General features: G+C 71.9%; 14 protein-coding genes. 10 read left to right on the top strand and 4 right to left on the bottom strand.

The window, feature by feature from the left end; genetic code table 11:
• Nucleotides 1–1,348: sensor histidine kinase (locus STRIP9103_RS26765; RefSeq protein WP_048821035.1), on the bottom strand; the 1,348-nt coding region annotated here is incomplete at its 3' end.
• Between the two features lie 319 nt (nt 1,349–1,667).
• Here STRIP9103_RS26765 and STRIP9103_RS26760 point away from each other — a divergent pair.
• From STRIP9103_RS26760 to STRIP9103_RS26750, 3 genes are read left to right on the top strand one after another with little or no spacing between them, the layout of a single operon-like run.
• Nucleotides 1,668–2,660 (top strand): Bug family tripartite tricarboxylate transporter substrate binding protein, encoded by a 993-nt coding sequence (locus STRIP9103_RS26760; RefSeq protein WP_009323749.1) that lies wholly within the window; start codon nt 1,668–1,670, stop codon nt 2,658–2,660.
• Nucleotides 2,657–3,196 carry a tripartite tricarboxylate transporter TctB family protein gene (locus tag STRIP9103_RS26755; RefSeq protein WP_009323795.1) on the top strand — a complete coding sequence of 180 codons (540 nt, stop codon included), beginning with the start codon at nt 2,657–2,659 and terminating at the stop codon, nt 3,194–3,196. Before STRIP9103_RS26760 ends, STRIP9103_RS26755 begins: the two co-directional genes overlap by 4 nt.
• A 1-nt stretch (nt 3,197) precedes the next feature.
• Entirely contained in the window at nt 3,198–4,709 is a 1,512-nt protein-coding gene (locus tag STRIP9103_RS26750; protein ID WP_009323752.1) for a tripartite tricarboxylate transporter permease, read from the top strand.
• Here STRIP9103_RS26750 and STRIP9103_RS26745 read toward each other — a convergent pair.
• Nucleotides 4,666–5,190: a hypothetical protein gene (locus STRIP9103_RS26745; protein WP_009323761.1), complete on the bottom strand. Its 525-nt coding sequence runs from the start codon at nt 5,188–5,190 to the stop codon at nt 4,666–4,668. The genes STRIP9103_RS26750 and STRIP9103_RS26745 overlap by 44 nt on opposite strands.
• Before the next feature lie 342 nt (nt 5,191–5,532).
• Between STRIP9103_RS26745 and STRIP9103_RS26740 the strand changes: the two genes are divergently transcribed.
• The 3 genes from STRIP9103_RS26740 to STRIP9103_RS26730 all read left to right on the top strand — a co-directional run bounded on the left by STRIP9103_RS26740 (nt 5,533) and on the right by STRIP9103_RS26730 (nt 9,483).
• On the top strand, nt 5,533–7,446 hold the full coding sequence (locus STRIP9103_RS26740) for an AMP-dependent synthetase/ligase (protein WP_009323763.1): 1,914 nt from the start codon (nt 5,533–5,535) through the stop codon (nt 7,444–7,446).
• 141 nt (nt 7,447–7,587) lie between these two features.
• A complete protein-coding gene (locus STRIP9103_RS26735; RefSeq protein WP_009323788.1) occupies nt 7,588–8,010 on the top strand; it encodes a hypothetical protein in 423 nt (140 codons plus the stop codon).
• A gap of 225 nt (nt 8,011–8,235) precedes the next feature.
• A complete protein-coding gene (locus STRIP9103_RS26730) occupies nt 8,236–9,483 on the top strand; it encodes a DUF4032 domain-containing protein (RefSeq protein WP_009323803.1) in 1,248 nt (415 codons plus the stop codon).
• A gap of 71 nt (nt 9,484–9,554) precedes the next feature.
• On the opposite strand, the gene STRIP9103_RS26725 is transcribed toward STRIP9103_RS26730, so the two are convergent.
• Nucleotides 9,555–10,427: a universal stress protein gene (locus STRIP9103_RS26725; protein ID WP_009323785.1), complete on the bottom strand. Its 873-nt coding sequence runs from the start codon at nt 10,425–10,427 to the stop codon at nt 9,555–9,557.
• Between the two features lie 227 nt (nt 10,428–10,654).
• Here STRIP9103_RS26725 and STRIP9103_RS26720 point away from each other — a divergent pair, with 227 nt between their 5' ends.
• The 4 genes from STRIP9103_RS26720 to STRIP9103_RS26705 all read left to right on the top strand — a co-directional run bounded on the left by STRIP9103_RS26720 (nt 10,655) and on the right by STRIP9103_RS26705 (nt 16,431).
• On the top strand, nt 10,655–12,331 hold the full coding sequence (locus STRIP9103_RS26720) for an NAD(P)/FAD-dependent oxidoreductase (protein ID WP_009323794.1): 1,677 nt from the start codon (nt 10,655–10,657) through the stop codon (nt 12,329–12,331).
• A gap of 34 nt (nt 12,332–12,365) precedes the next feature.
• Nucleotides 12,366–13,820 (top strand): ATP-binding protein, encoded by a 1,455-nt coding sequence (locus STRIP9103_RS26715; protein ID WP_048821034.1) that lies wholly within the window; start codon nt 12,366–12,368, stop codon nt 13,818–13,820.
• A 272-nt stretch (nt 13,821–14,092) separates the two neighbouring features.
• Nucleotides 14,093–15,049: a threonine/serine dehydratase gene (locus tag STRIP9103_RS26710; RefSeq protein WP_048821033.1), complete on the top strand. Its 957-nt coding sequence runs from the start codon at nt 14,093–14,095 to the stop codon at nt 15,047–15,049.
• A gap of 125 nt (nt 15,050–15,174) precedes the next feature.
• The gene (locus STRIP9103_RS26705; protein ID WP_009323792.1) at nt 15,175–16,431 is read left to right on the top strand and encodes a 4-hydroxybenzoate 3-monooxygenase; all 1,257 of its coding nucleotides are present in this window, start codon (nt 15,175–15,177) and stop codon (nt 16,429–16,431) included.
• A gap of 46 nt (nt 16,432–16,477) precedes the next feature.
• On the opposite strand, the gene STRIP9103_RS26700 is transcribed toward STRIP9103_RS26705, so the two are convergent.
• Nucleotides 16,478–19,684 (bottom strand): amidohydrolase family protein, encoded by a 3,207-nt coding sequence (locus tag STRIP9103_RS26700; RefSeq protein WP_048821031.1) that lies wholly within the window; start codon nt 19,682–19,684, stop codon nt 16,478–16,480.
• Between the last annotated feature and the right edge of the window lie 23 nt (nt 19,685–19,707).

Genomic DNA, 19,707 nt, shown 5'->3' with positions numbered 1-19,707 from the left:
CGGGCGTACCCGTGGCGGCGGCGTCCACCGCGTTGTCGACGAGGTTGCCGACCACGGTGGCCACGTCGGCGGCGTCCTCCGGGGCGAGCCGGTCGAGCGCCGTGGCGTCGGAGATGCGCAGGGTGACCCGGCGTTCGGCCGCGAGGGAGGTCTTCGCCATCAGCAGGGCGGCGACGGTGGTGTCGCGGACACGGCGGCTGAGAGTGACGTCGAGGGAGTGGCGGCGCCTGCTCAGCGCGCGGATGTAGCGGACGACCTCGTCCTGCTCGCCGATCTGGATGAGCCCGGAGATGGTGTGCAGCTGGTTGGCGAACTCATGGGCCTGGGCGCGCAGCAGCTCCGAGGAGCTGCGGAAGGAGCCGATCTCGCGCTCCAGACGGGCCAGCTCGGTACGGTCCCGGAGGGTGGTGACCGAGCCGAGGTGGCGGCCGTCCTTGGTGACGGTCATCCGGTTCATCACCAGGACCCGGCCCCGCCGGATGACGACCTCGTCGCGCCGCCCGTCCTGGGTCTCACGAGGGCCACGCCCGCTCTCGCGGCCTCCCCCCACCTGATGTGCCCCCGTCAGCACATCCCGTAGCCGCCCCTCCACGCCAAGATCCGCCAGGCTCTTGCCCACGCAGTCCTCGGGCAGGTCGAGCAGGCGTCGCCCCACCTCGTTGACGAGGGTGAGCCGGTGCTGGGGGTCCAGGGCGACGACGCCCTCGGCGATGCCGTACAGCATGGCCTCGCGGTGTTCGGCGAGGCCGGCGATCTCGTGGGGCTCCAGGCCGAGGGTCTGGCGTTTGACACGGCGGGCCAGCAGCCAGGAGCCGATGAGACCGAGGCCGCTGGCGATGCCCAGGTAGGCGAGGAGATAGGAGGAGGCGCCGCTGAGGCGCTGCCGCACGGTCGGGGAGGCCTCGCCGATCATGACCGTGCCCAGGAGCCGGCCGAGGTTCTCGTCCGTCGCCCCGAGGACCGGCACCTGCGCGACGAGCTCGTGGCTGCCGTCCAGCGTCAGTGACCCGGACCAGCCGCGGCCGGGGGCGGCGCCCTCGCCGGTGGGCAGCTGCTCGCCGATCACGGTGGGATCGGTGGAGCTGACGATCCTGCCCTTCACGTCGGCCACCGTGACGGAGGTCACTCCGGACTGGGTCTGGGTGGAGTTCATCAGCGGTGCCAGTGCCTCGTGCGCCACGGGTTGGGCGAGCCGGTCGCGTACGAGGGGGTTCGCGGCCAGCTGCTCGGCGAGCGCGGTGACGCGGCGGCCCTCGACCCGGTTGAAGGTCGCGGCGGACTGGGTGAGGGAGACGGCGGCCACCGCGAGCAGCACCACCACGACGATGGCGAGCTGGAGGACCAGCATCTCGCCCGCGAGGGTATGGCGACGGAACACGGCGGACTCATCTCTCGTGCCGACACGAGGTCGGGGGCGGCTCCAGGGCCTGTGCGGTGGGTCGCACAATCATGGCGCCGAGGTGGGACCCGCGAAAGAGACGTGTGGGGACAGTGCCCATAAGGTGACAAGCGCCGTGATCGCAATGACCACAACCTTCGTTGCTTCCGCAAGCGGGACAGGCGTCCCGCCCACGGGCACCATGTGGCACAGGTCACTCTCTCCTTCGACGCCCTGACACCCCCGGCACCCCCGGCACCCACACACAATCGACAGGTGGTGGCTACCCGTGCACCCGCGCATCCCGCGACAAGCCCTCGCCCTGCTCGGGGCCGCCGTGCTCGTGCTCGTGGGACCCCCGCTGCTGACGTCCGGCAGCGGCACCGAGACGGGCACGCAGATACCGGGCCTGCGCTTCATGGTTCCGAACGCACCGGGCGGCGGCTACGACATCACGGCCCGTACGGCGGCGAAGAACGCCGAGGACGCCGGGCTCACCCCCGACATCGAGGTGTTCAACCTGCCCGGCGCCGGCGGCACGGTCGGGCTGACCCGGCTGGTCGGTGAGCACGGCAACGGCAAGCTCGCGATGTCGATGGGGCTCGGCGTCGTCGGCGCCGTCCGTTCCAACGACGCGCCGAAGACGCTGGCCGACACCACGCCGATCGCCCGGCTCACCGAGGAGCAGGACGTCGTGGTGGTCGCGAAGGACTCGCCGTACAAGACGATCGACGAGCTGATCGCGGCGTGGAAGGACGATCCGGGCAAGCTGCCGGTGGGCGGTGGGTCGTCGCCGGGCGGTCCCGACCATCTGGCGCCGATGCTGATGGCGCGGGCGGCCGGGATCTCGCCGAAGGAGGTCAACTACGTCCCCTTCGACGGTGGCGGTGAACTGCTCGCGTCGATCCTCGGCAGCAAGGTCGCGTTCGGCGTGTCCGGGGTCGGCGAGTACCTGGACCAGATCAAGGCGGGCGAGCTGCGCCTCCTCGCGGTGACCGGTCCGAAGCGGGTCGCCGGTGTGGACGCGCCCACCCTCCAGGAGGCGGGCTACGACGTGAACTTCACCAACTGGCGCGGCATCGTCGCCCCACCCGGCCTGACCGACGCCGAGCGCGACAAACTCACTCGGCTGATCGAGGAGTTGCACGACTCGCCGGAGTGGCAGCGGTCGATGAGGCAGAACGGCTGGGACGACGCGTTCCTCACCGGTGACGCGTTCGGCGAGTTCCTTGAGGCCCAGGACAACCGTGTGGTCTCGGTACTGAAGGAGCTGGGCCTGTGACGGCGCACACGACGGACACTCCCCCGGCGGCCACGGACGAGCGCCGCTCCTGGCTGCGCGACCACTCCGAGCTCGGCGTCTGCGTCCTGCTGTCGGTCCTCGGCGTGCTGGTCCTGGCCGACGCGCTCACCATGGACGTCGACGTGGCCCAGCGCGGTCCGGTCGGCCAGAGGACCGTACCGATCGTGGTCGGCGGCGGGCTGTTGCTGATCGCCGCCCTGCTCGCCGTGGACGTTCTGCGCGGCGGCCGGGGCCAGGCCGAGACCGGCGAGGACATCGACCTCTCCGAGCCCGCGGACTGGCGTACGGTGCTGCTGCTCGCCGGGGTGTTCCTCGGCGCGGCCGTCCTCATCGAACCGCTCGGCTTCCCCGTCGCGGGCGCCCTGCTCTTCTGGGGCGCGGCCTTCGCCCTCGGCAGCCGCCACTTCGACCGCGACCCGCTGATCGCGGCCGTCCTCTCCCTGGTCACCTACGTCGTCTTCAACAACCTGCTGGGAGTGCCGCTGCCCGGCGGCCCACTGATGGGAGTGCTGTGACATGGACGCCCTCAGCTCCCTTCTGGACGGCTTCGGTACGGCCCTCACCCCGATCAATCTGCTGTGGGCCGCGCTGGGCGTCCTGCTCGGCACGGCGATCGGGGTGCTGCCCGGCATCGGCCCGGCGATGGCGGTCGCGCTGCTGCTCCCGGTGACGTACGGGCTCGATCCGATCGGCGCGTTCATCATGTTCGCGGGCATCTACTACGGGGCGATGTTCGGCGGCTCGACCACCTCGATCCTCCTCAACACCCCCGGTGAGAGCGCGGCCGTGGTGGCGGCGATGGAGGGCAACCCGATGGCCAAGTCGGGGCGCGGCGCGCAGGCGCTGGCGGCAGCCGCCATCGGGCACTTCGCGGGCGGCATGGTCGGCACGATCCTGCTGGTGGTGCTGGCGCCGACGGTCGCCGAGTCGGCGGTGGGCATCGGAGCGCCGGACTACTTCGCCATCATGGTGCTGGCGTTCATCGCGGTGACGTCGGTGCTGGGCTCGTCACGGATCCGGGGGCTCGCGTCCCTGCTGATCGGCCTGACGATCGGCCTGGTGGGCCTGGACCAGATGACCGGCCGGCAGCGTCTGACGTTCGGCTCGCTGCAACTCGCCGACGGCATCGACGTGGTGATCGTCGCGGTCGGGCTCTTCGCCATCGGTGAGGCGCTGTGGGTCGCCGCCCATCTGCGGCGCAGGCCGGCCGAGCCGATCCCGGTGGGCCGCCCGTGGCTCGGCCGGGGCGATGTGAAACGGACCTGGAAGTCCTGGGTACGCGGCCCGTTCATCGGTTTCCCGTTCGGCGCGATTCCGGCGGGCGGCGCCGAGATCCCCACCTTCCTGTCGTACGTCGCCGAGAAGCGGCTGTCGAAGCACAGGGACGAGTGGGGCAAGGGTGCGATCGAGGGGGTTGCGGGACCGGAGTCGGCGGCGTCGGCCTCGGCGGCGGGGACCCTGGTGTCGATGCTGACGCTGGGGCTGCCCACGACGGCGGTCGCGGCGGTCATGCTGGCGGCCTTCCAGCAGTACGGCATCCAGCCGGGCCCCCTGCTCTTCGAGCGGGAACCCGACCTGGTGTGGGGCCTGATCGCCTCCCTCTTCGTCGGCATGGTCCTGCTGCTGGCCCTGAACCTGCCGCTGGCCCCGTTGTGGGCGAAGCTGCTGCGCATTCCGCGGCCGTACCTGTACGCGGGCATCCTCTTCTTCGCGGCGGTCGGCGCGTACGCGGTCGGCGGTGAGGTGATCGACCTGGTGATCCTGCTGATCATCGGCCTGATCGGGTTCGGTATGCGCCGCTATGGTCTGCCCGTGCTGCCCGCCGTGATCGGGGTGATCCTCGGCCCGAACGCCGAGCAACAGCTGCGGCGTGCCCTGCAGATCAGTGACGGCAGCGTCAGCGGGCTGGTGAACACGCCGTTCGCGGTGACGGTGTACGCGGTGATCGTGGTGCTGCTGGCCTGGCCGCTGCTGAGGCGGCTGATCAGCCCGCTCCTCGCTCCGCCTCCTCGTGCAGGAAAGCGCTGATCTGCCCGGCGATCCCCTCCCGGCCGCTGCCGCCGGCCGGGTCGAGGAGCTCCTCGTCGACGCCGATGCCGCCCGACCACAGATAACGCTCGGTCCACTCCTCGTCGGCCCGCAGCTGGACCTGGATGTCGAACTGGCCGAGCTGGGCCTCGGCGGCGGCGGCGTACAGCACGGCGGTGGCGCGGCGCAGGGGGTAGAGGTCGTAGCCCTCGATGAACCGGGAGTTGCGCCAGTCGAGGAAGGCGCTCTCGCCGTCGGGGCCGGTGCGGATGTCGAGCTGGCCGTCCTCCAGGTGGAGGCCGATGTGGTCGGTGCCGCGGTTCTCCACGGTCACGCGGAACCGGACGTACGTCATGCCCTCGGCGGCGTCGTCGCGTCCCCGTGGGGGCTCCGCGCACTCCAGGCCATGGACGCGCACACGCAGGCCGGCCAAGTCGCCGTCGTACTCCTGCCAGTCCCCGATCACATTGGGCTCGCGCACCGTCCACCTCTCCAGGTCGGCGGGACCTCTCCCGCGCTCGCGCGCACCACAGTGCCACACCCGTGGGCCGACCGGATCCGCGACATCACCGCCGGTCAGAGGTGATCAAGCCGTGTACAGCGGCGATTCCCGGTAGGGGCTCGCGGGCGGCGCCCCTTACGTGCCGCACATCACGTTCACGGGGCCACCGCGCGGCCATGCGGCGTTCACCGCCCACCCGAAGGGCCTGCGGCGACTTGTCCGAATCTCCGCGCACGGGTCGACGCCGTACGCTACGTTCGATCACCGCCGGTTACCGCACCATCGGCGAGATCGCGCGCAGGGAAGGCTCGGGAGCGGCGCATGAGCGACTTCGGCATTGCTCCGACGACGGTACCGGTGATGGCCGGAGGGCTGGCCGACTCACTCTTCGAGACGGCGCAGCGTGATCCCGCGCTGCCGCAGATCGCCCGCCGCGACCCGGCCGCCCCGGACACCTGGATCAAGGTGAGCGCGGCCGAGGTGCGGGACGAGGTGGTCGATCTCGCCAAGGGGCTGGTGGCATCCGGGATCCGGCCGGGCAACCGGGTGGCCGTCATGGCCCGCACCCGCTACGAGTGGACGGTACTCGGCTACGCGCTCTGGTCGGTGGGCGCCGAGATCGTGCCGATCTATCCGACGTCGTCCCGTGAACAGGTCGAATGGATCCTCAGGGACGCGGCCTGCGTGGGCGTGGTCGTCGAGGACGAGCAGGGCGTGATGACGGTCGGCTCGGTCTGCGCCAAGCTGCCGCTGCTGCGCCACGTCTGGCAGTTGGACGACGACTCCCTGCCCCGGCTCATGGAGGCGGGCCGGGGCGTACCGGACGCGACGGTGGACTCGCTGCGCCGTATCGTCATGCCGGACTCCACCGCGCTGATCGCCTACACCTCCGGCACGACCGGGCGTCCCAAGGGCTGCGCCCTGTCCCATCGCAGCCTCGCCGGCCCCTGCGACGTCCTGCTCGCCGGCTGGCGGCACACCGCTGCGGCGCCCGGCGAGCAGCCCGCGTTCCTCGCCTTCCTGCCGTTCTCGCACGTCTACGGGCTGATGATCCAGGGGATGTGCCTGCGCGGCGGACTGCTGCTGGGCCACGAACCCGATCTGCGCGACGAGTCCCTGTCCGCCGCGATCCGGTCCTTCAGGCCCACCTACCTCTACGGCGTCCCGTATGTCTTCGAGAAGATCTACAAGAATTTCCTGCGTACGGCCCAGCAGTCGGGCCGCGGGCAGTTGTTCGAGCGTGCGGCGCGTACGGCCCGGGACCATGCCCTCGCCGTGGAGCGGCACCGGCTGGACGCGGGCCCCGGCCCCGGCATGGATCTGAGGCTCCAGCACGCCCTCTACGACAAGACCGTGTACCGCAAACTGCGGGCGGCGCTCGGCGGCCGGGTCCGTGGCGGCTGCTCGGGCGGGTCCCCGCTCAACCGCGAGCTGACGCTGTTCTACGCCGGCATCGGCATCCACCTCCACGACGGGTACGGCCTCACGGAGACCGCCGGGGGCATCACCGCGCAGCCGGTGGGCCGGGAGAAGTTCGGCACCGTGGGGCGTCCGCTGCCGGGCACGGAGATCCGGGTGGCGCGGGACGGGGAGATCCTGGTCAACGGGCCGTCGGTGTTCCAGGGGTACATCAACGACGAGGCGGGCACCCGGGCCGCGCTGCAGGACGGCTGGCTGGCCACGGGCGACATCGGGCGGCTGGACTCCGAGGGGTATCTGTCGATCACCGGGCGCAAGAAGGACATCGTCATCACCAGTGGCGGCAAGGCCGTGGCCCCGGCGCCGCTGGAGGAGCAGCTGCGGATGCATCCGCTCATCCACCAGGCGGTCGTCGTGGGCGACAACCGGCCGTGCGTGGGCGTACTGATCACCCTGGACCCGGAGTTCCTCGCCCACTGGCGGGGCGCGCTGAGCACCGAGAACGCGCTGCTGGGCCGGGAGGCACGCGAGGAGAACGCGCTGCGGCAGGAGGTGCTGCGGGCGATCGCCGCGGCCAACAGCACGGTGTCCCGCTCGGAGTCCATCCGTGTGTTCCGCATCCTCCCCGAGCCGTTCGACCTGGCCAACGGCATGCTGACCCCGTCGATGAAGCTGCGCCGGGACACCATCGTGCAGCGGTACGCGGCCGAGATCGAGGCCATGTACGCGACCGCGCGGGCCGGCCGCCGCACCGCGCCGGACGACCTCACGAGCTGGGACGACGCCGACGACGTGTTCCGCCGGGTACGTCCCTGAGGATGTGTCCGGCGCGTGCGCCCTGGGGACGTGTCCACCGCGTGCGCCCCTGACGACGATTTTCGGCACGCCCGGCCCGGCCGATCCACTACGCTGCCCCGGACTTCGCTCAATCGAACAGGGGGGCTATTAGTGACGCGTATGGGTCCGAGAAAGCTGCTGACCACGGTGGTGGCGCTGGGCGGCGGGGTGTTCCTCTTCGGGGCCGCGGTGCTCCGGCTCGAGACCCAGCTGACCGGGGTGCCCGGGCAGTTCGTCGTCTCGCGGTGCGAGGTGTCCGAGTCGCGCGGCGAGGACGAGTGGAAGTGCGGCGGGTCCTTCCGGGCCGACGACAACTCGTTCCTCATCCCCGAGGTCGAGGTGGACACCACGTTCGAGACCAAGCCCACCGGGCCGGTGCCCGTCTTCGTCGACGACGAGTCGTCGACCACGGCCGTCGAGAGGGACAGCGGTGTCTGGCTGTGGCCGGGCGCGACCGGGCTGCTGTGCCTCGGCGTGGGCGCCTGGAACGTCCGGACCGCGCTGCGCCGCCCGAAACCGGAACCGGTGACGGCACCCGCCTGACCACGGGCCGCCGCCGGGGGCTCAAGCTCCTGAGCCGATCACGGGCCCCCTCCGGCCGTCACGGCCCGGACCCGTCGGCCATCACGAGCCCGCCTTCCGCTGGTCACGGGCCCGTCCCCGCCAGTTGACGAAACGGTCCTCCGGATGCGGAGATGCTCCAGCGAGGGCGGTCCGCCGCCCATCGCGAGTACACCGGCACGACCGTGAGACGAAGGCTGAGGACCCATGGCACTGCAGATCAGCGCCACCAACCCGGAACACCCCGCGCTGCTCCTCGAACTGCCGTGGCACCTGCCCCTGGAGGAGTGGCCCGAGCATCACCTCGTGCCGCTCCCCCGCGGTATCTCCCGCCACGTGGTGCGCTACGCCCGCGCCGGTGACGAGGTCGTCGCCGTCAAGGAACTCGCCGAGCGCCCCGCCCTGCGCGAGTACGAGCTGCTGCGCGACCTGGACCGGCTGGGCATCCCGGCCGTGGACGCCCTCGGCGTGGTCACCGGACGCACCGACGAGGCCGGCGAGCCGCTGGAGTCCGTGCTGATCACCCGGCACCTGGGCGGCTCCATGCCGTACCGCTCGATGTTCGAGACGACCATGCGCCCGGCCACCATGCACCGGCTGATGGACGCGCTGGCGGTGCTGCTGGTGCGGCTGCACCTCACGGGGTTCGCGTGGGGCGACTGCTCGCTGTCCAACACACTGTTCCGGCGGGACGCGGGGGCGTACGCCGCGTACCTCGTGGACGCCGAGACCGGTGAGCTGCACGCCCAGCTGAGCGTCGGGCAGCGCGACTACGACCTCGATCTCGCCCGGGTGAACATCAGCGGGGAGCTGCTGGACCTGGAGGCGTCCGGCGCGCTGCACCCCTCGGTGGACGCGATCGAGTTCGGCAACGAGATCTGCGAGCGCTACCACACGCTGTGGGAGGAGCTGACGCGCAGGTCGGTGTACCCGGCGGGCAAGTACCACTACATCGAGCGCCGGATCCGCCGTCTGAACGACCTGGGCTTCGACGTGGCCGAGATGCAGATCGAGCACTCCTCCAACGGCGACACGGTCACCTTCGTGCCGAAGGTCGTGGACGCCGGTCACCACCAGCGCCAGCTGCTGCGGCTGACCGGCCTGGACACCGAGGAGAACCAGGCCCGGCGGCTGCTGAACGACCTGGAGAGCTGGATGGCCACCCAGGACGACTACGCCCCCGGCGACCCCCTCGGCGCCCGCCCCGAGGTGCTGGCCCACCGCTGGGTGCGGGAGGTGTTCCGGCCGACCGTACGGGCCGTACCGCTGGAGCTGCGCGGCTCCGTGGACCCGGCGGAGATCTACCACCAGCTCCTCGAACACCGCTGGTACCTGTCCGAGCGGGCCCAGCACGACATCGGCCTGGACATGGCGGTGAAGGACTACATCGCCAACGTCCTGCCGAAGGCCCGGGGGACCCTGACGCCACCGGCGGACGACATCATCCCGATGTGAGCCGTTCCCGGGCGCCCGGCAGGCGTCCGGTCGTGCGTCGTGCGTGCGTCGTGCGTGCGTCGTGCGTGGGTTCAGTCGTGCGGGACCACGGCCACCGGGCAGTGCGCGTGGTGCAGGACGCCGTGGGCGACCGAACCGATACGGGAACCGACGGCCGTACGGTGGGCGCGCCGCCCGACCACCATCAGCTGGGCCCGCTCCGCCACGGACAGCAGAACCTGACCGGCGCTGCCGATCTCGACGTGCTGGGTCACCCGCACATCGGGGAAGCGCTCCCGCCACGGCTCCAGCGCGGCGGCCAGGGCCTTCTTCTCGTACGGCTCCAGGCCGCCGGCCTCGTCGAGGAGTTTCAGCGAGGCCGGGCTGTACGCGTACAGCGGCGGCAGGGTCCACGCCCGGACCGCGCGCAGGGCGGCGCCGCGGGCCGCCGCGGTCTCGAACGCGAACCGCAGCACCTCGGCGCTGTCCTCCGGCGTGCCCTGCTGGCCGACGACGATCTCACGCCCGGCGGCCTCGGCGGCGGGGTCGTCCTCGGCGCGCACGAGCACGACGGGGCGCGGGGACTCGACGAGCACCTGCTGCCCGACGGAGCCGAGGAGGAAGCCGACCACGGTGCCGTGCCCGCGCGAGCCCAGCACCAGCATCTCGGCGTGCTCCGCGGCGGCGACCAGCGACTCGACGGGGTGGCCCTCCACCAGTTCCGTCGTCACCTCCAGCTCCGGGTGCCGCTCGGTCACGGTCCGCGCCGCCTCCGCCAGCGCCTCCCGCGCCCACCGGGCCTGTCCGTCCCGGTCCACGGTGATCGCCTCGTGCGTCTGCCACTGCCAGGCGTGCACCACCCGCAGCGGCAGGCCCCGGCGTACGGCCTCCCGGTCGGCCCACGCCAGTGCGGCGAGGCTCTCGGACGTACCGTCCACTCCGGCGGTGATCGGGCGCGTCGTCATCGGCCACCTCTCTGTGTCGCGTCAGGGCTGCGAGGCCAAGTCTTCACTACCCGCACCGCATGACCTCGCACGGGGAAAACCGCATGACCTCGCACGGGGAAAGTCGTCGTCGACGCCTCGGGCCCGGTGGTCTCGGGCCGCTGGGCCGCGCTTCCGTGGCCCTCCCGACCGAGCGAATCCGGACGTCCGAACATACGATGGGCCCATCTGCTCGGGGTGGGAGGCATATGACTCAGGCGGTCGGGTCGGCTCGGAACGTGATCCTCACCGTGGACGACGATCCGGGGGTCTCGCGTGCGGTGGCCCGGGATCTGCGGCGGCGGTACGGCGAGTCGTACCGGATCGTGCGGGCGGAGTCCGGGCAGACGGCGCTGGAGGCGCTGCGGGAGCTGAAGCTGCGCGGTGACCAGGTGGCCGTGGTCCTGGCCGACTACCGGATGCCGGAGATGAACGGCATCGAGTTCCTGGAGCAGGCGCTGGACGTGTATCCGGGGGCGCGGCGGGTCCTGCTCACGGCGTACGCCGACACGAGCGCGGCGATCGACGCGATCAACGTCATCGACCTCGACCACTATCTGCTGAAGCCCTGGGACCCGCCGGAGGAGAAGCTCTATCCCGTCCTGGACGATCTGCTCCAGGCCTGGCGGGCCGCCGACCGGACGTGCGCGGGCATCACCAAGGTGGTCGGACACCGCTGGTCGGCGAGGTCGTCGGGGGTGCGGGAGTTCCTGGCGCGCAACCAGGTGCCGTACCGCTGGTTCTCGTCGGACGAACCGGAGGGCCGCAGGCTGCTCACGGCCGCCGGGGAGGACGGGCGGCGGCTGCCGCTGGTGGTCACCCCGGACGGTACGCCGCTGGTGGAGCCGGAGGATCCGGAGCTGGCGGAGCGGGTGGGGCTGGCGACGACACCGGCCTCGGAGTTCTACGACCTGGTCGTCATCGGCGGCGGACCGGCCGGGCTCGGCTCGGCCGTGTACGGGGCCTCGGAGGGGCTGCGGACGCTGCTCGTGGAGCGGTCGGCGACGGGCGGGCAGGCCGGGCAGAGCTCACGGATCGAGAACTACCTCGGGTTCCCCGACGGCGTGTCGGGGGCGCAGCTCACGGACCGGGCCCGGCGACAGGCCGCCAAGTTCGGCGCGGAGATCCTCACCGCCCGTGAGGTGAGCGGTCTGGAGGTGAACGGGGCGGCGCGGACCATCCGCTTCTCCGACGGCTCGGCGGTCGCCGCGCACAGCGTGATCCTCGCGACCGGTGTGTCGTACCGGCAGCTCGACGCGCCGGGCTGCGCGGACCTCACCGGCTGCGGCGTCTTCTACGGCTCGGCGCTCACCGAGGCTCCCGCCTGCCAGGGGCACGACGTGTACATCGTGGGCGGCGCCAACTCGGCCGGACAGGCGGCGATGTATCTGTCCCGGGGCGCCAAGTCGGTCACCCTGCTGGTGCGCGGCGACTCGCTGACCGCGTCCATGTCGCACTATCTGATCCAGCAGCTGGCCGAGGCGCCCAACATCTTCGTGCGCACCGGCACGGTCGTCGGGGCCGCGCACGGCACCAAGCAGCTGGAGCAGCTGACGCTCAGGGACGTGGCGGGCGGACGGGAGGAACTCGTCGACGCGCAGTGGCTGTTCGTGTTCATCGGCGCCGAGCCGCTGACCGACTGGCTGGAGGGAACCGTGCTCCGCGACGGGCGCGGGTTCATCCTGGCCGGGCCCGACATGACCGGCGACGGGGCACCGCCGCCGGGCTGGGAGCTGGACCGGCCGCCGTACCACCTGGAGACCAATGTGCCCGGTGTGTTCGTGGCCGGGGACGCGCGGTACGAGTCCGCCAAGCGGGTCGCGTCCGCGGTCGGAGAAGGAGCGATGGCCGTGATGCTGGTGCACCGGTATCTGGAGCAGTCATGAGAACCCCTCTGTCGGTCACCGTCCGGAGGCCGTGGTGAGCGGGCAGCCGCTGCCGTGCGACCGTGCCGAGCTCGGCCGGCTGTTCCTGTTCGAGAAGCTGGACGCCGAGCAGTTGGACCGGCTGTGCCGCGAGGGCCGGGTGGAGCGGTTCCAGCCCGGCTGGGTCTATCGCGAGGGCGAGCCCGCCACCTGCTTCTTCGTGCTGCTGGAGGGCACGGTCGTGCTGTCGCGGCAGGTCGGCGGTGACGACGTCGAGGTCAGCCGCACCTCCCAGGTCGGCGTGTACGCGGGTGCCTTCCAGGCCTATCTCGGCGACCGGGCGGACCAGGCCCGCTACAAGGGCTCCATGCGGGTCACGGTCCCCTCCCGGTTCTTCGTCCTGCCCGCCGACGCGTTCGCCCGGATCATGCGCGACTGGTTCCCCATGGCCGTACACCTCCTGGAAGGCCTCTTCTTCGGCAACCAGGACACCCAGCGCACCATCGGCCAGCGCGAACGACTGCTGGCCCTGGGCTCCCTGTCCGCCGGGCTCACCCACGAGCTCAACAATCCCGCCGCCGCGGCCGTACGGGCCACCTCCGCGTTGCGTGAGCGCGTGGCCGGGATGCGGCACAAGCTCGGTACGATCGCCGCCGGGCCGTACCAGCGCCACACCCTGGAGACGCTGGTCGAGATCCAGGAACGCACCGCCGAACAGGTCTCCAAGGCCACCCCGTTGAGCCCCCTGGAGGCCGCCGACCGGGAGGACGAGCTCACCGACTGGCTCGACGACCACGGCATCTCGGGCGGCTGGCAGCTCGCGCCGAACTTCGTGCAGGCCGGCCTCGACACCGACTGGCTGGACCAGGTCGCCGCGGCCGTCGACGAGCACACCCTCGAAGGCGCCGTCCGCTGGCTCAACTACACGGTCGAGACCGAGCTGCTGATGAACGAGATCGAGGACTCCACGACGCGGATCACCCAACTCGTCGACGCGGCCAAGCAGTACTCGCAGCTCGACCGCGCGCCGTATCGGAACGTGGATGTGCACGAACTCCTCGACAGCACTCTGCTGATGCTGTCCGGGAAGATCGGCGACCGCATCGAGGTGGTGAAGGACTACGACCGTTCGCTGCCGGAGATTCCCGCGTATCCCGGTGAGTTGAACCAGGTGTGGACGAACCTGATCGACAACGCGGTGGCGGCGATCAAGGAGGCGGGGGGTGAGGGCACGCTGACCGTACGTACGGCACCGGACCACCGCGATCAGCTGCTGGTCGAGTTCCGTGACACGGGGTCCGGTGTCCCGGCGGACATCCGGGACCGTATCTTCGATCCGTTCTTCACCACCAAGCCGGTGGGGCAGGGTACGGGCCTCGGCCTCGACATCTCCTGGCGGATCGTCGTCCACAAGCACCACGGACACATCGACGTCCACTCCCGGCCGGGCGACACGCGTTTCCAGGTCTTCCTGCCACTGACCGCCCCGACACCCGAGGGAGCGTCATGACCCCTGAAGGACACGGCCCTGCGGGCCGATAAAAAACGGGGCGCAGCCCCTGTTTTTCAGGGGCGCGGGGCTGTATCGATTCGCGGCTCCGCCGCGTGGGCGTGACCAGCCCCCCCACCCGCAGCCGCCCAACAACCCCATCCCCCGAGCTTGAAGGCGTGGCGGGGTCGAAGGGGCGGCGGGGGCGGAAACAGAATCCGCTTGACCACAGGGAGCTCCGTCGATCAAGGTCGGTGTGGACGAATCGCGGATCATGGAACGGGGTGGGTGTGTTGATCGGGATCTCCGACATCCGGGAGGCGGCCGACCGGATCGCCGGGCACGTCGTGCGGACCCCCACGGTGCAGAGCCCGGGCCTCTCCGCGTTTCTGACCGCCCCGGTCACCGCCAAGCTCGAACTGCTCCAGCGCACCGGCTCCTTCAAGGCCCGCGGCGCCACCGCGAAGCTGCTCACTCTGACCGAAGCCGAGCGGGCGGCCGGAGTCGTGGCGGTCAGCGGCGGCAACCACGGCATCGCACTGGCCCACATGGCCGCCGCCCTGCACATCAAGGCGACGGTGGTGATGGCGAGGTCCGCGCCCAAGCGGGCCGTGGACCTCGTCGAGGCGTCCGGGGCGTCGCTGCGGCTCACCGACGGCATGGCCGAGGCGTTCGCGCTCACCGAGCGGCTGCGGTCGGAGGGCCTCACCCTCGTCCACCCCTTCGACGACGAGTTGGTGATCGCCGGACAGGGCACCGTCGGCCTGGAGTTCATCGAGGACGCCGGTGAGCTGACCGATGTGCTCGTCAGCATCGGGGGCGGCGGGCTGATCGCCGGTGTCGCGGCGGCCTTCAAGGCGCTGCGGCCGGACGTCCGTGTCTGGGGTGTGGAGACCGAGGGCGCCACGGCCATGTCCGAGGCACTGGAAGCGGGCGGCCCACTGGCGGTCGACCTCTCCTCCATCGTCAGCACGCTCAGCGCGCCCGCCGTCTCGCAACGCACGTACGACCATGTGTCCGCCCTCGTCGAGGACGTGCTCGTCGTGTCGGACGCCGAGGCGGTCCGGGGTGTCCTCGATCTCGCCGAGCACGCCAAGGTGTGGGCGGAGCCCGCCGCCGGGTGCCTGCTGCCCGCGGCCCGGCAGGTGGTCGAGCGGGTCGGCGACGGGGTCCGGTTGGGGCTGGTGGTGTGCGGGGGCAACGCGACGCCGGACGACGTCATGGGATGGGCCCGGCGCTTCGGCCTGTAGCGGCCGGCGGCTGGTCGGCTGACGGTCGGCACCCGGCGGCCGGCGGCTCAGGGACCGGTGTTCCCAACGGCCTTGCCCTTCAGGTCACTTGAAGGCGCCCACGCGGCACCCACCATACTGTTCGAATGACCTCCCCCACCTCCCCCACCTCCCCGGTCTCCTCGGCTGACGGCTCCCCCTCCGCCTCCCCGTCGACCGAACGCACCCCCGTCGTCATCGTCGGCGCCGGCCCGGCCGGGCTGACCGTCGGCAACGTCCTGCGGGCCGCCTCCGTGGACTGTGTGGTGCTGGAGACCGAGAGCCGGGAGTTCATCGAGCGACGGCCGCGTGCCGGGTTCCTGGAGGAGTGGGCGGTGCGGGCACTGGAGGGGCGCGGGCTGGCCGACCGGCTCGTGGAACGGGCGCCGACGCACACGGAGTTCGAGTTCCGCTTCGACGGTGAGCGCCGGCGCTTCCCGTACACGGAGATCACCGGGCACCACCACTTCGTGTACCCGCAGCCGCTCCTCGTGACGGACCTCGTACGGGAGTACGCGGACGTCCGGGGCGGCGACATCCGTTTCGGCGTACGGGACGTCGAGCCGCACGACATCGACGGCGATCAGCCGTCGGTGTCGTACACGGACGCCGAGACGGGCCGGCGGCGGCTGCTGCGCTGCGAGTTCGTCGCCGGCTGCGACGGGGCGCGCGGTGTCACCAGGACGGCCCTGCCCGTGGAGCACGCCACCGTCGCCCGGCACGACCACGGCGTCGGCTGGCTGGCCCTGCTCGCCGAGGCGCCGCCGTCGTCGGACTGCGTGATACTCGGCGTGCATCCGCGGGGCTTCGCCGGTCATATGGCACGCAGCCCCGAGGTCACCCGCTACTACCTGGAGGTCCCGGCCGGCGACGACCCGGCGAACTGGCCGGACGACCGGGTATGGTCCGAGCTGCACGCCCGTCTGGCGGTGCCCGGCACCCGGCCGCTCACCGAGGGCCCGCTGATCGAGAAGCGGGTGCTCGACATGCACGACTACGTCACCGAGCCGATGGCGTACGGCCGCCTGTACCTGGCCGGCGACGCGGCCCATCTCGTCGCGCCCATCGCCGCCAAGGGCATGAACCTCGCGATCCACGACGCCCTGCTCCTCGCGGACGCGCTGATCGCCCATCTCACCAAGGGCGACGACAGCGGGCTGCGCGGCTACTCGGACGCCTGTCTGCGACGGGTCTGGCACTACCAGGAGTTCTCCCAGTGGCTGGCGGAACTCCTGCACGGCCCCTCCTCGGGCAACGCCTTCCGAGCGGGTGCGGCGACGGCCCGCCTGCGCCGCGTACTCGGCTCCCCCGCCGCCGCGACCACCTTCGCGGAACTGTTCATCGGCAAGGACACCGACCACTGAGCGGTGCGGGGACCCCTCAGAAGGTCCCCGCACCGGTGCCGGTCCCTCAGTGGGCCGCGCAGCACCCGTCCCTCCGCATCAGCCGCCCCACCTCCAGCCAGTCCTCCTCGGCGGCCTTCGCGCGCCGCGTCGCCGGCGGCTGGTACGCGGCCACCAACTCCTCGGTGGTGTACGGGGTTCCGCCGCGGAGGACCGACACCGTACGGACGAGGTCGGCGAAGTCCGTGAAGGGGTCGCCGTCGACGACGACCAGGTCGGCGAGCTTGCCCGGCTCGACGGTGCCGAGGTGGTCGTCGACGCCGAAGAGGCGGGCCGGCATGACGGTGGCGGTGCTCAGAGCCTGGGCCGGGGTCAGTCCGGCGTCGTGGAGAGCGCGCAGGGCGAGGTGGAGGGCGAGACCGACGGCGACCAGCGGTTGGTCGGTGCCGAGGGCGACAAGGCCGCCCGCCGCCAGAATCCGCCGGTAGATGTCGGTCTCCGTGCGCAGCGTGGCGAGTTGGGCGGCGGTCGGCGGGACGCCCGCGGCCTGCTTCACCGAGGCGGCGTCCCACGGAGGCATCACGGCGCTCACGCGGGGGTCGTCGGCGAGGGCGGGGTCCGCGCCGAGGAGGGGCACGGCGGTGAAGGGGGTGGCGATGAGGGAGAAGTCGATGCCCCGCGCGCTGTAGATCTCGACGACGTCCTGGTGGGCGCGCCCGGCGGCGGTGATGGCGTGTCCGAACTCGGCCCGCTGGGTGGCCTGGAGGTGGGTCGTCAGATCCTGGCCGAGCTGGGCCCCGGGTGAGAGCAGGTGGCCTCCGGTGCGTACGCCGAGCCGTTCGTGGGCGAAGCGCGCCGCCTCGCTCATGACCCAGCCTGGCGCTCGTACGTACGTCTTGACGAAGTCCCAGTCGAGCGCCGCGCCCCGTTCCAGTGAGCGGCGCAGCCCCTGCCTGGTCCGGTGGGCGCGGCCCATGCTGTACGCGACCCGCGCCCCGTCGAGGAGTTCGCCGGTGGTGAGCAGCCGGGGCCCGGCGAGCCTGCCGGAGGCGACCTCCTCGCGGATGCGGGCCTGTTCGTAGGCGAAGCCGCCGAGGGAGACGGCGGTGGTGACGCCGTAGGTCAGCTGGGCGGCGGCCTGGCGGCTGCCGTAGGTGCTGTGCCAGGGGTGGGTGTGGGTGTCCCACAGGCCCGGGAGCACGGTGTGCGCGGAGGCGTCGATACGGCGGTGGGAGGTGTGACGGCTGCTCCGGTGGGGTGCGACCTCGGTGATGCGGCCGTGGCGTACGACGATGTCGACGTCTTCGCGGACGGTCTCGCCGGTGCCGTCCCACAGTCGCCCGGCGTGGACGACGGTGTCGGCGAGGGCGGGGCGGGTGCGGTCGAGCGGGACGCGAACGGTGCGGGGCCGGCCGCCGGAGGCGTCGATGAGGCGGAGCCGGGTGCCGGACAGGTACAGCAGGGTCTTGGAGTCGCCGGACCAGGTGGGGTGGTCGGCGGGTTCGTCGGTGAGGGTGCGGAGTTCGCCGCGTGGGGTGCCGTTGGGAGCGACGGGCAGCAGACACAGCGCGGACTCGACGATCACGGCCATCCAGCGGCCGTCGGGCGACCAGACGGGCCCGGAGTCGTACCGGTCGGCGATGGAGGTGTGCGGGGCGACGGCATGCAGCCGGTCGGCGCCGGTCGTGGCGTCGACGACCCGGACCACGTTGTAGCCCTCCCGGAAGCGGGCGCCCAGCCGGTTGCGGTCGCACAGGGCGAGGTACCGGCCGTCGGGCGACCAGCTCGGTCTGCCGGGGATGCCGCCACCGCCCAGTGGCGCCACGAGGACACGTTCCTCGCCGCTTTCCAGGTCGCGTACGAGGAGCTGCCCGGTCAGGTCGAGGCAGGCCAGCCGCTTGCCGTCCGGCGAGAGGGCGGGCATGACCCGGCCGCCGGTGGCGAGGGCGGTCTCCTCGCCGGTGGCGAGATCGTGCCGGTAGACGCCGAGGAGGCCGTCGCGGTCGTCGGCGTAGACGAGGGACCGTCCGTCGTGTGCCCAGGCGGGCGCGAGGAGATAGCGGGTGGGCGGTGACTTGCGCAGCCGCTTCGGTGGGCGTCCGCCCGAAGTCCCGGCCAGCCACAGCGAGTTGAGGGCGGCGAACGCGATGCTGCGGCCGTCGGGCGACAGCGCGGGCAGATGGATGCCGCGCACGGGCCGTACGCGTGCCTCTCCGAGGTCGTACTCCTTGACCCGGTAGCGCGGCCGGTCCACGGGGAGGACGCCCTCGAAGGGGATGGCCTCGGGCTTCGCGGGGTCGTCGGGGCGTACGAGGGTGAACTTGCCGTCCAGGGTGAGCAGCAGCTCACCGTCGCCGGTCCAGCGGGGTGGTACGGGTGCGATGTCGCCGTCGACCGGGACGGGCTCGCCGTCGACGACGAGGGCGCAGGTGCCGTTGGGCGAGGCGGTGGTGCGGAGGTAGGCCAGGCGGCCGTCGCGAGCCAGGATGGGGGTCATGACCTGGGCAGCTGCCGTTTCCGTGTGTTCCACGGTGACCGAGCCGCTGCCGTCGGCGGCCACGGAGGCGACGGTCCGGGCCTCGACGCCCGGGGTACCGGCCGTGATGACGACCTTGGCGCGTACGAACAGCAGACGGGTGCCGTCCGGTGACCAGGTGGGGTCGAAGTCCTCCCACTTGCCGTCCTGGAGGGGACCGTCCTGGCCGGAAAGTCCGGTGACGCGTGTGATGTCGCCGGTGCTCAGGTCCAGGACGTGGATGCGGTACGGGCATCCGTTGACGGGGCCGCCGGGGTCTCCGCCGCGTTCGGAGCCGAAGGCGAGCCGGGTGCCGTCGGGTGACCAGGACGGTCCCCGGTCGTCCCAGGGGCCGTCGGTGCGTTGCCGCAGGTCGGAGCCGTCGGGGCGCATGGTCCACAGATGGAAGCCGCCGTCGCGGTAGGCGCAGAACGCGACGAGGGAGCCGTCCGGGGAGAAGGTGGGCCGGTTCGGTTCGAGGTCGGCCGGGGTGAGGGGGACCGCTGTCCCTCCGGTGCGCGGCAGGGACCACAGGCCGCTCTGGATCTCGGCGATCAGTGTGTCGCCGGTGGGTGCGAGGGTGGCCGATCCATTGGTGGCCCGGGTGAGGGTCAGGGAGAGCCCGGTGCGGGGCGCCCGGGGTCCCGCGAGGGCCGGGGCCGTGGTGGCGGCGGTGCCGAGGACCGCTGCGGCCCCGGTGGCGGCGAGGAGTTGACGACGGGTCAGGGAAGGGGTGAAACGGCTCTGGTCACGGTCCATGACACCGCACGCTTGCGCACCAT

Origin of the sequence: Streptomyces ipomoeae 91-03 (genome assembly GCF_000317595.1) — a bacterium.
GTDB lineage: Bacteria > Actinomycetota > Actinomycetes > Streptomycetales > Streptomycetaceae > Streptomyces > Streptomyces ipomoeae.
The sequence above is the reverse complement of the archived record's forward strand: the minus strand, read 5'-3'. Positions and strand labels throughout refer to the sequence as shown.

Excerpts from the sequence above, each read along its gene's own strand:
- STRIP9103_RS26750 (WP_009323752.1), top strand. The coding sequence starts at position 3,198 with ATGGACGCCCTCAGCTCCCTTCTGGACGGCTTCGGTACGGCCCTCACC.
- STRIP9103_RS26740 (WP_009323763.1), top strand. The coding sequence starts at position 5,533 with ATGAGCGACTTCGGCATTGCTCCGACGACGGTACCGGTGATGGCCGGA.
- STRIP9103_RS26735 (WP_009323788.1), top strand. The coding sequence starts at position 7,588 with ATGGGTCCGAGAAAGCTGCTGACCACGGTGGTGGCGCTGGGCGGCGGG.
- STRIP9103_RS26730 (WP_009323803.1), top strand. The coding sequence starts at position 8,236 with ATGGCACTGCAGATCAGCGCCACCAACCCGGAACACCCCGCGCTGCTC.
- STRIP9103_RS26725 (WP_009323785.1), bottom strand. The coding sequence starts at position 10,427 with ATGACGACGCGCCCGATCACCGCCGGAGTGGACGGTACGTCCGAGAGC.
- STRIP9103_RS26720 (WP_009323794.1), top strand. The coding sequence starts at position 10,655 with ATGACTCAGGCGGTCGGGTCGGCTCGGAACGTGATCCTCACCGTGGAC.
- STRIP9103_RS26705 (WP_009323792.1), top strand. The coding sequence starts at position 15,175 with ATGACCTCCCCCACCTCCCCCACCTCCCCGGTCTCCTCGGCTGACGGC.
- STRIP9103_RS26700 (WP_048821031.1), bottom strand. The coding sequence starts at position 19,684 with ATGGACCGTGACCAGAGCCGTTTCACCCCTTCCCTGACCCGTCGTCAA.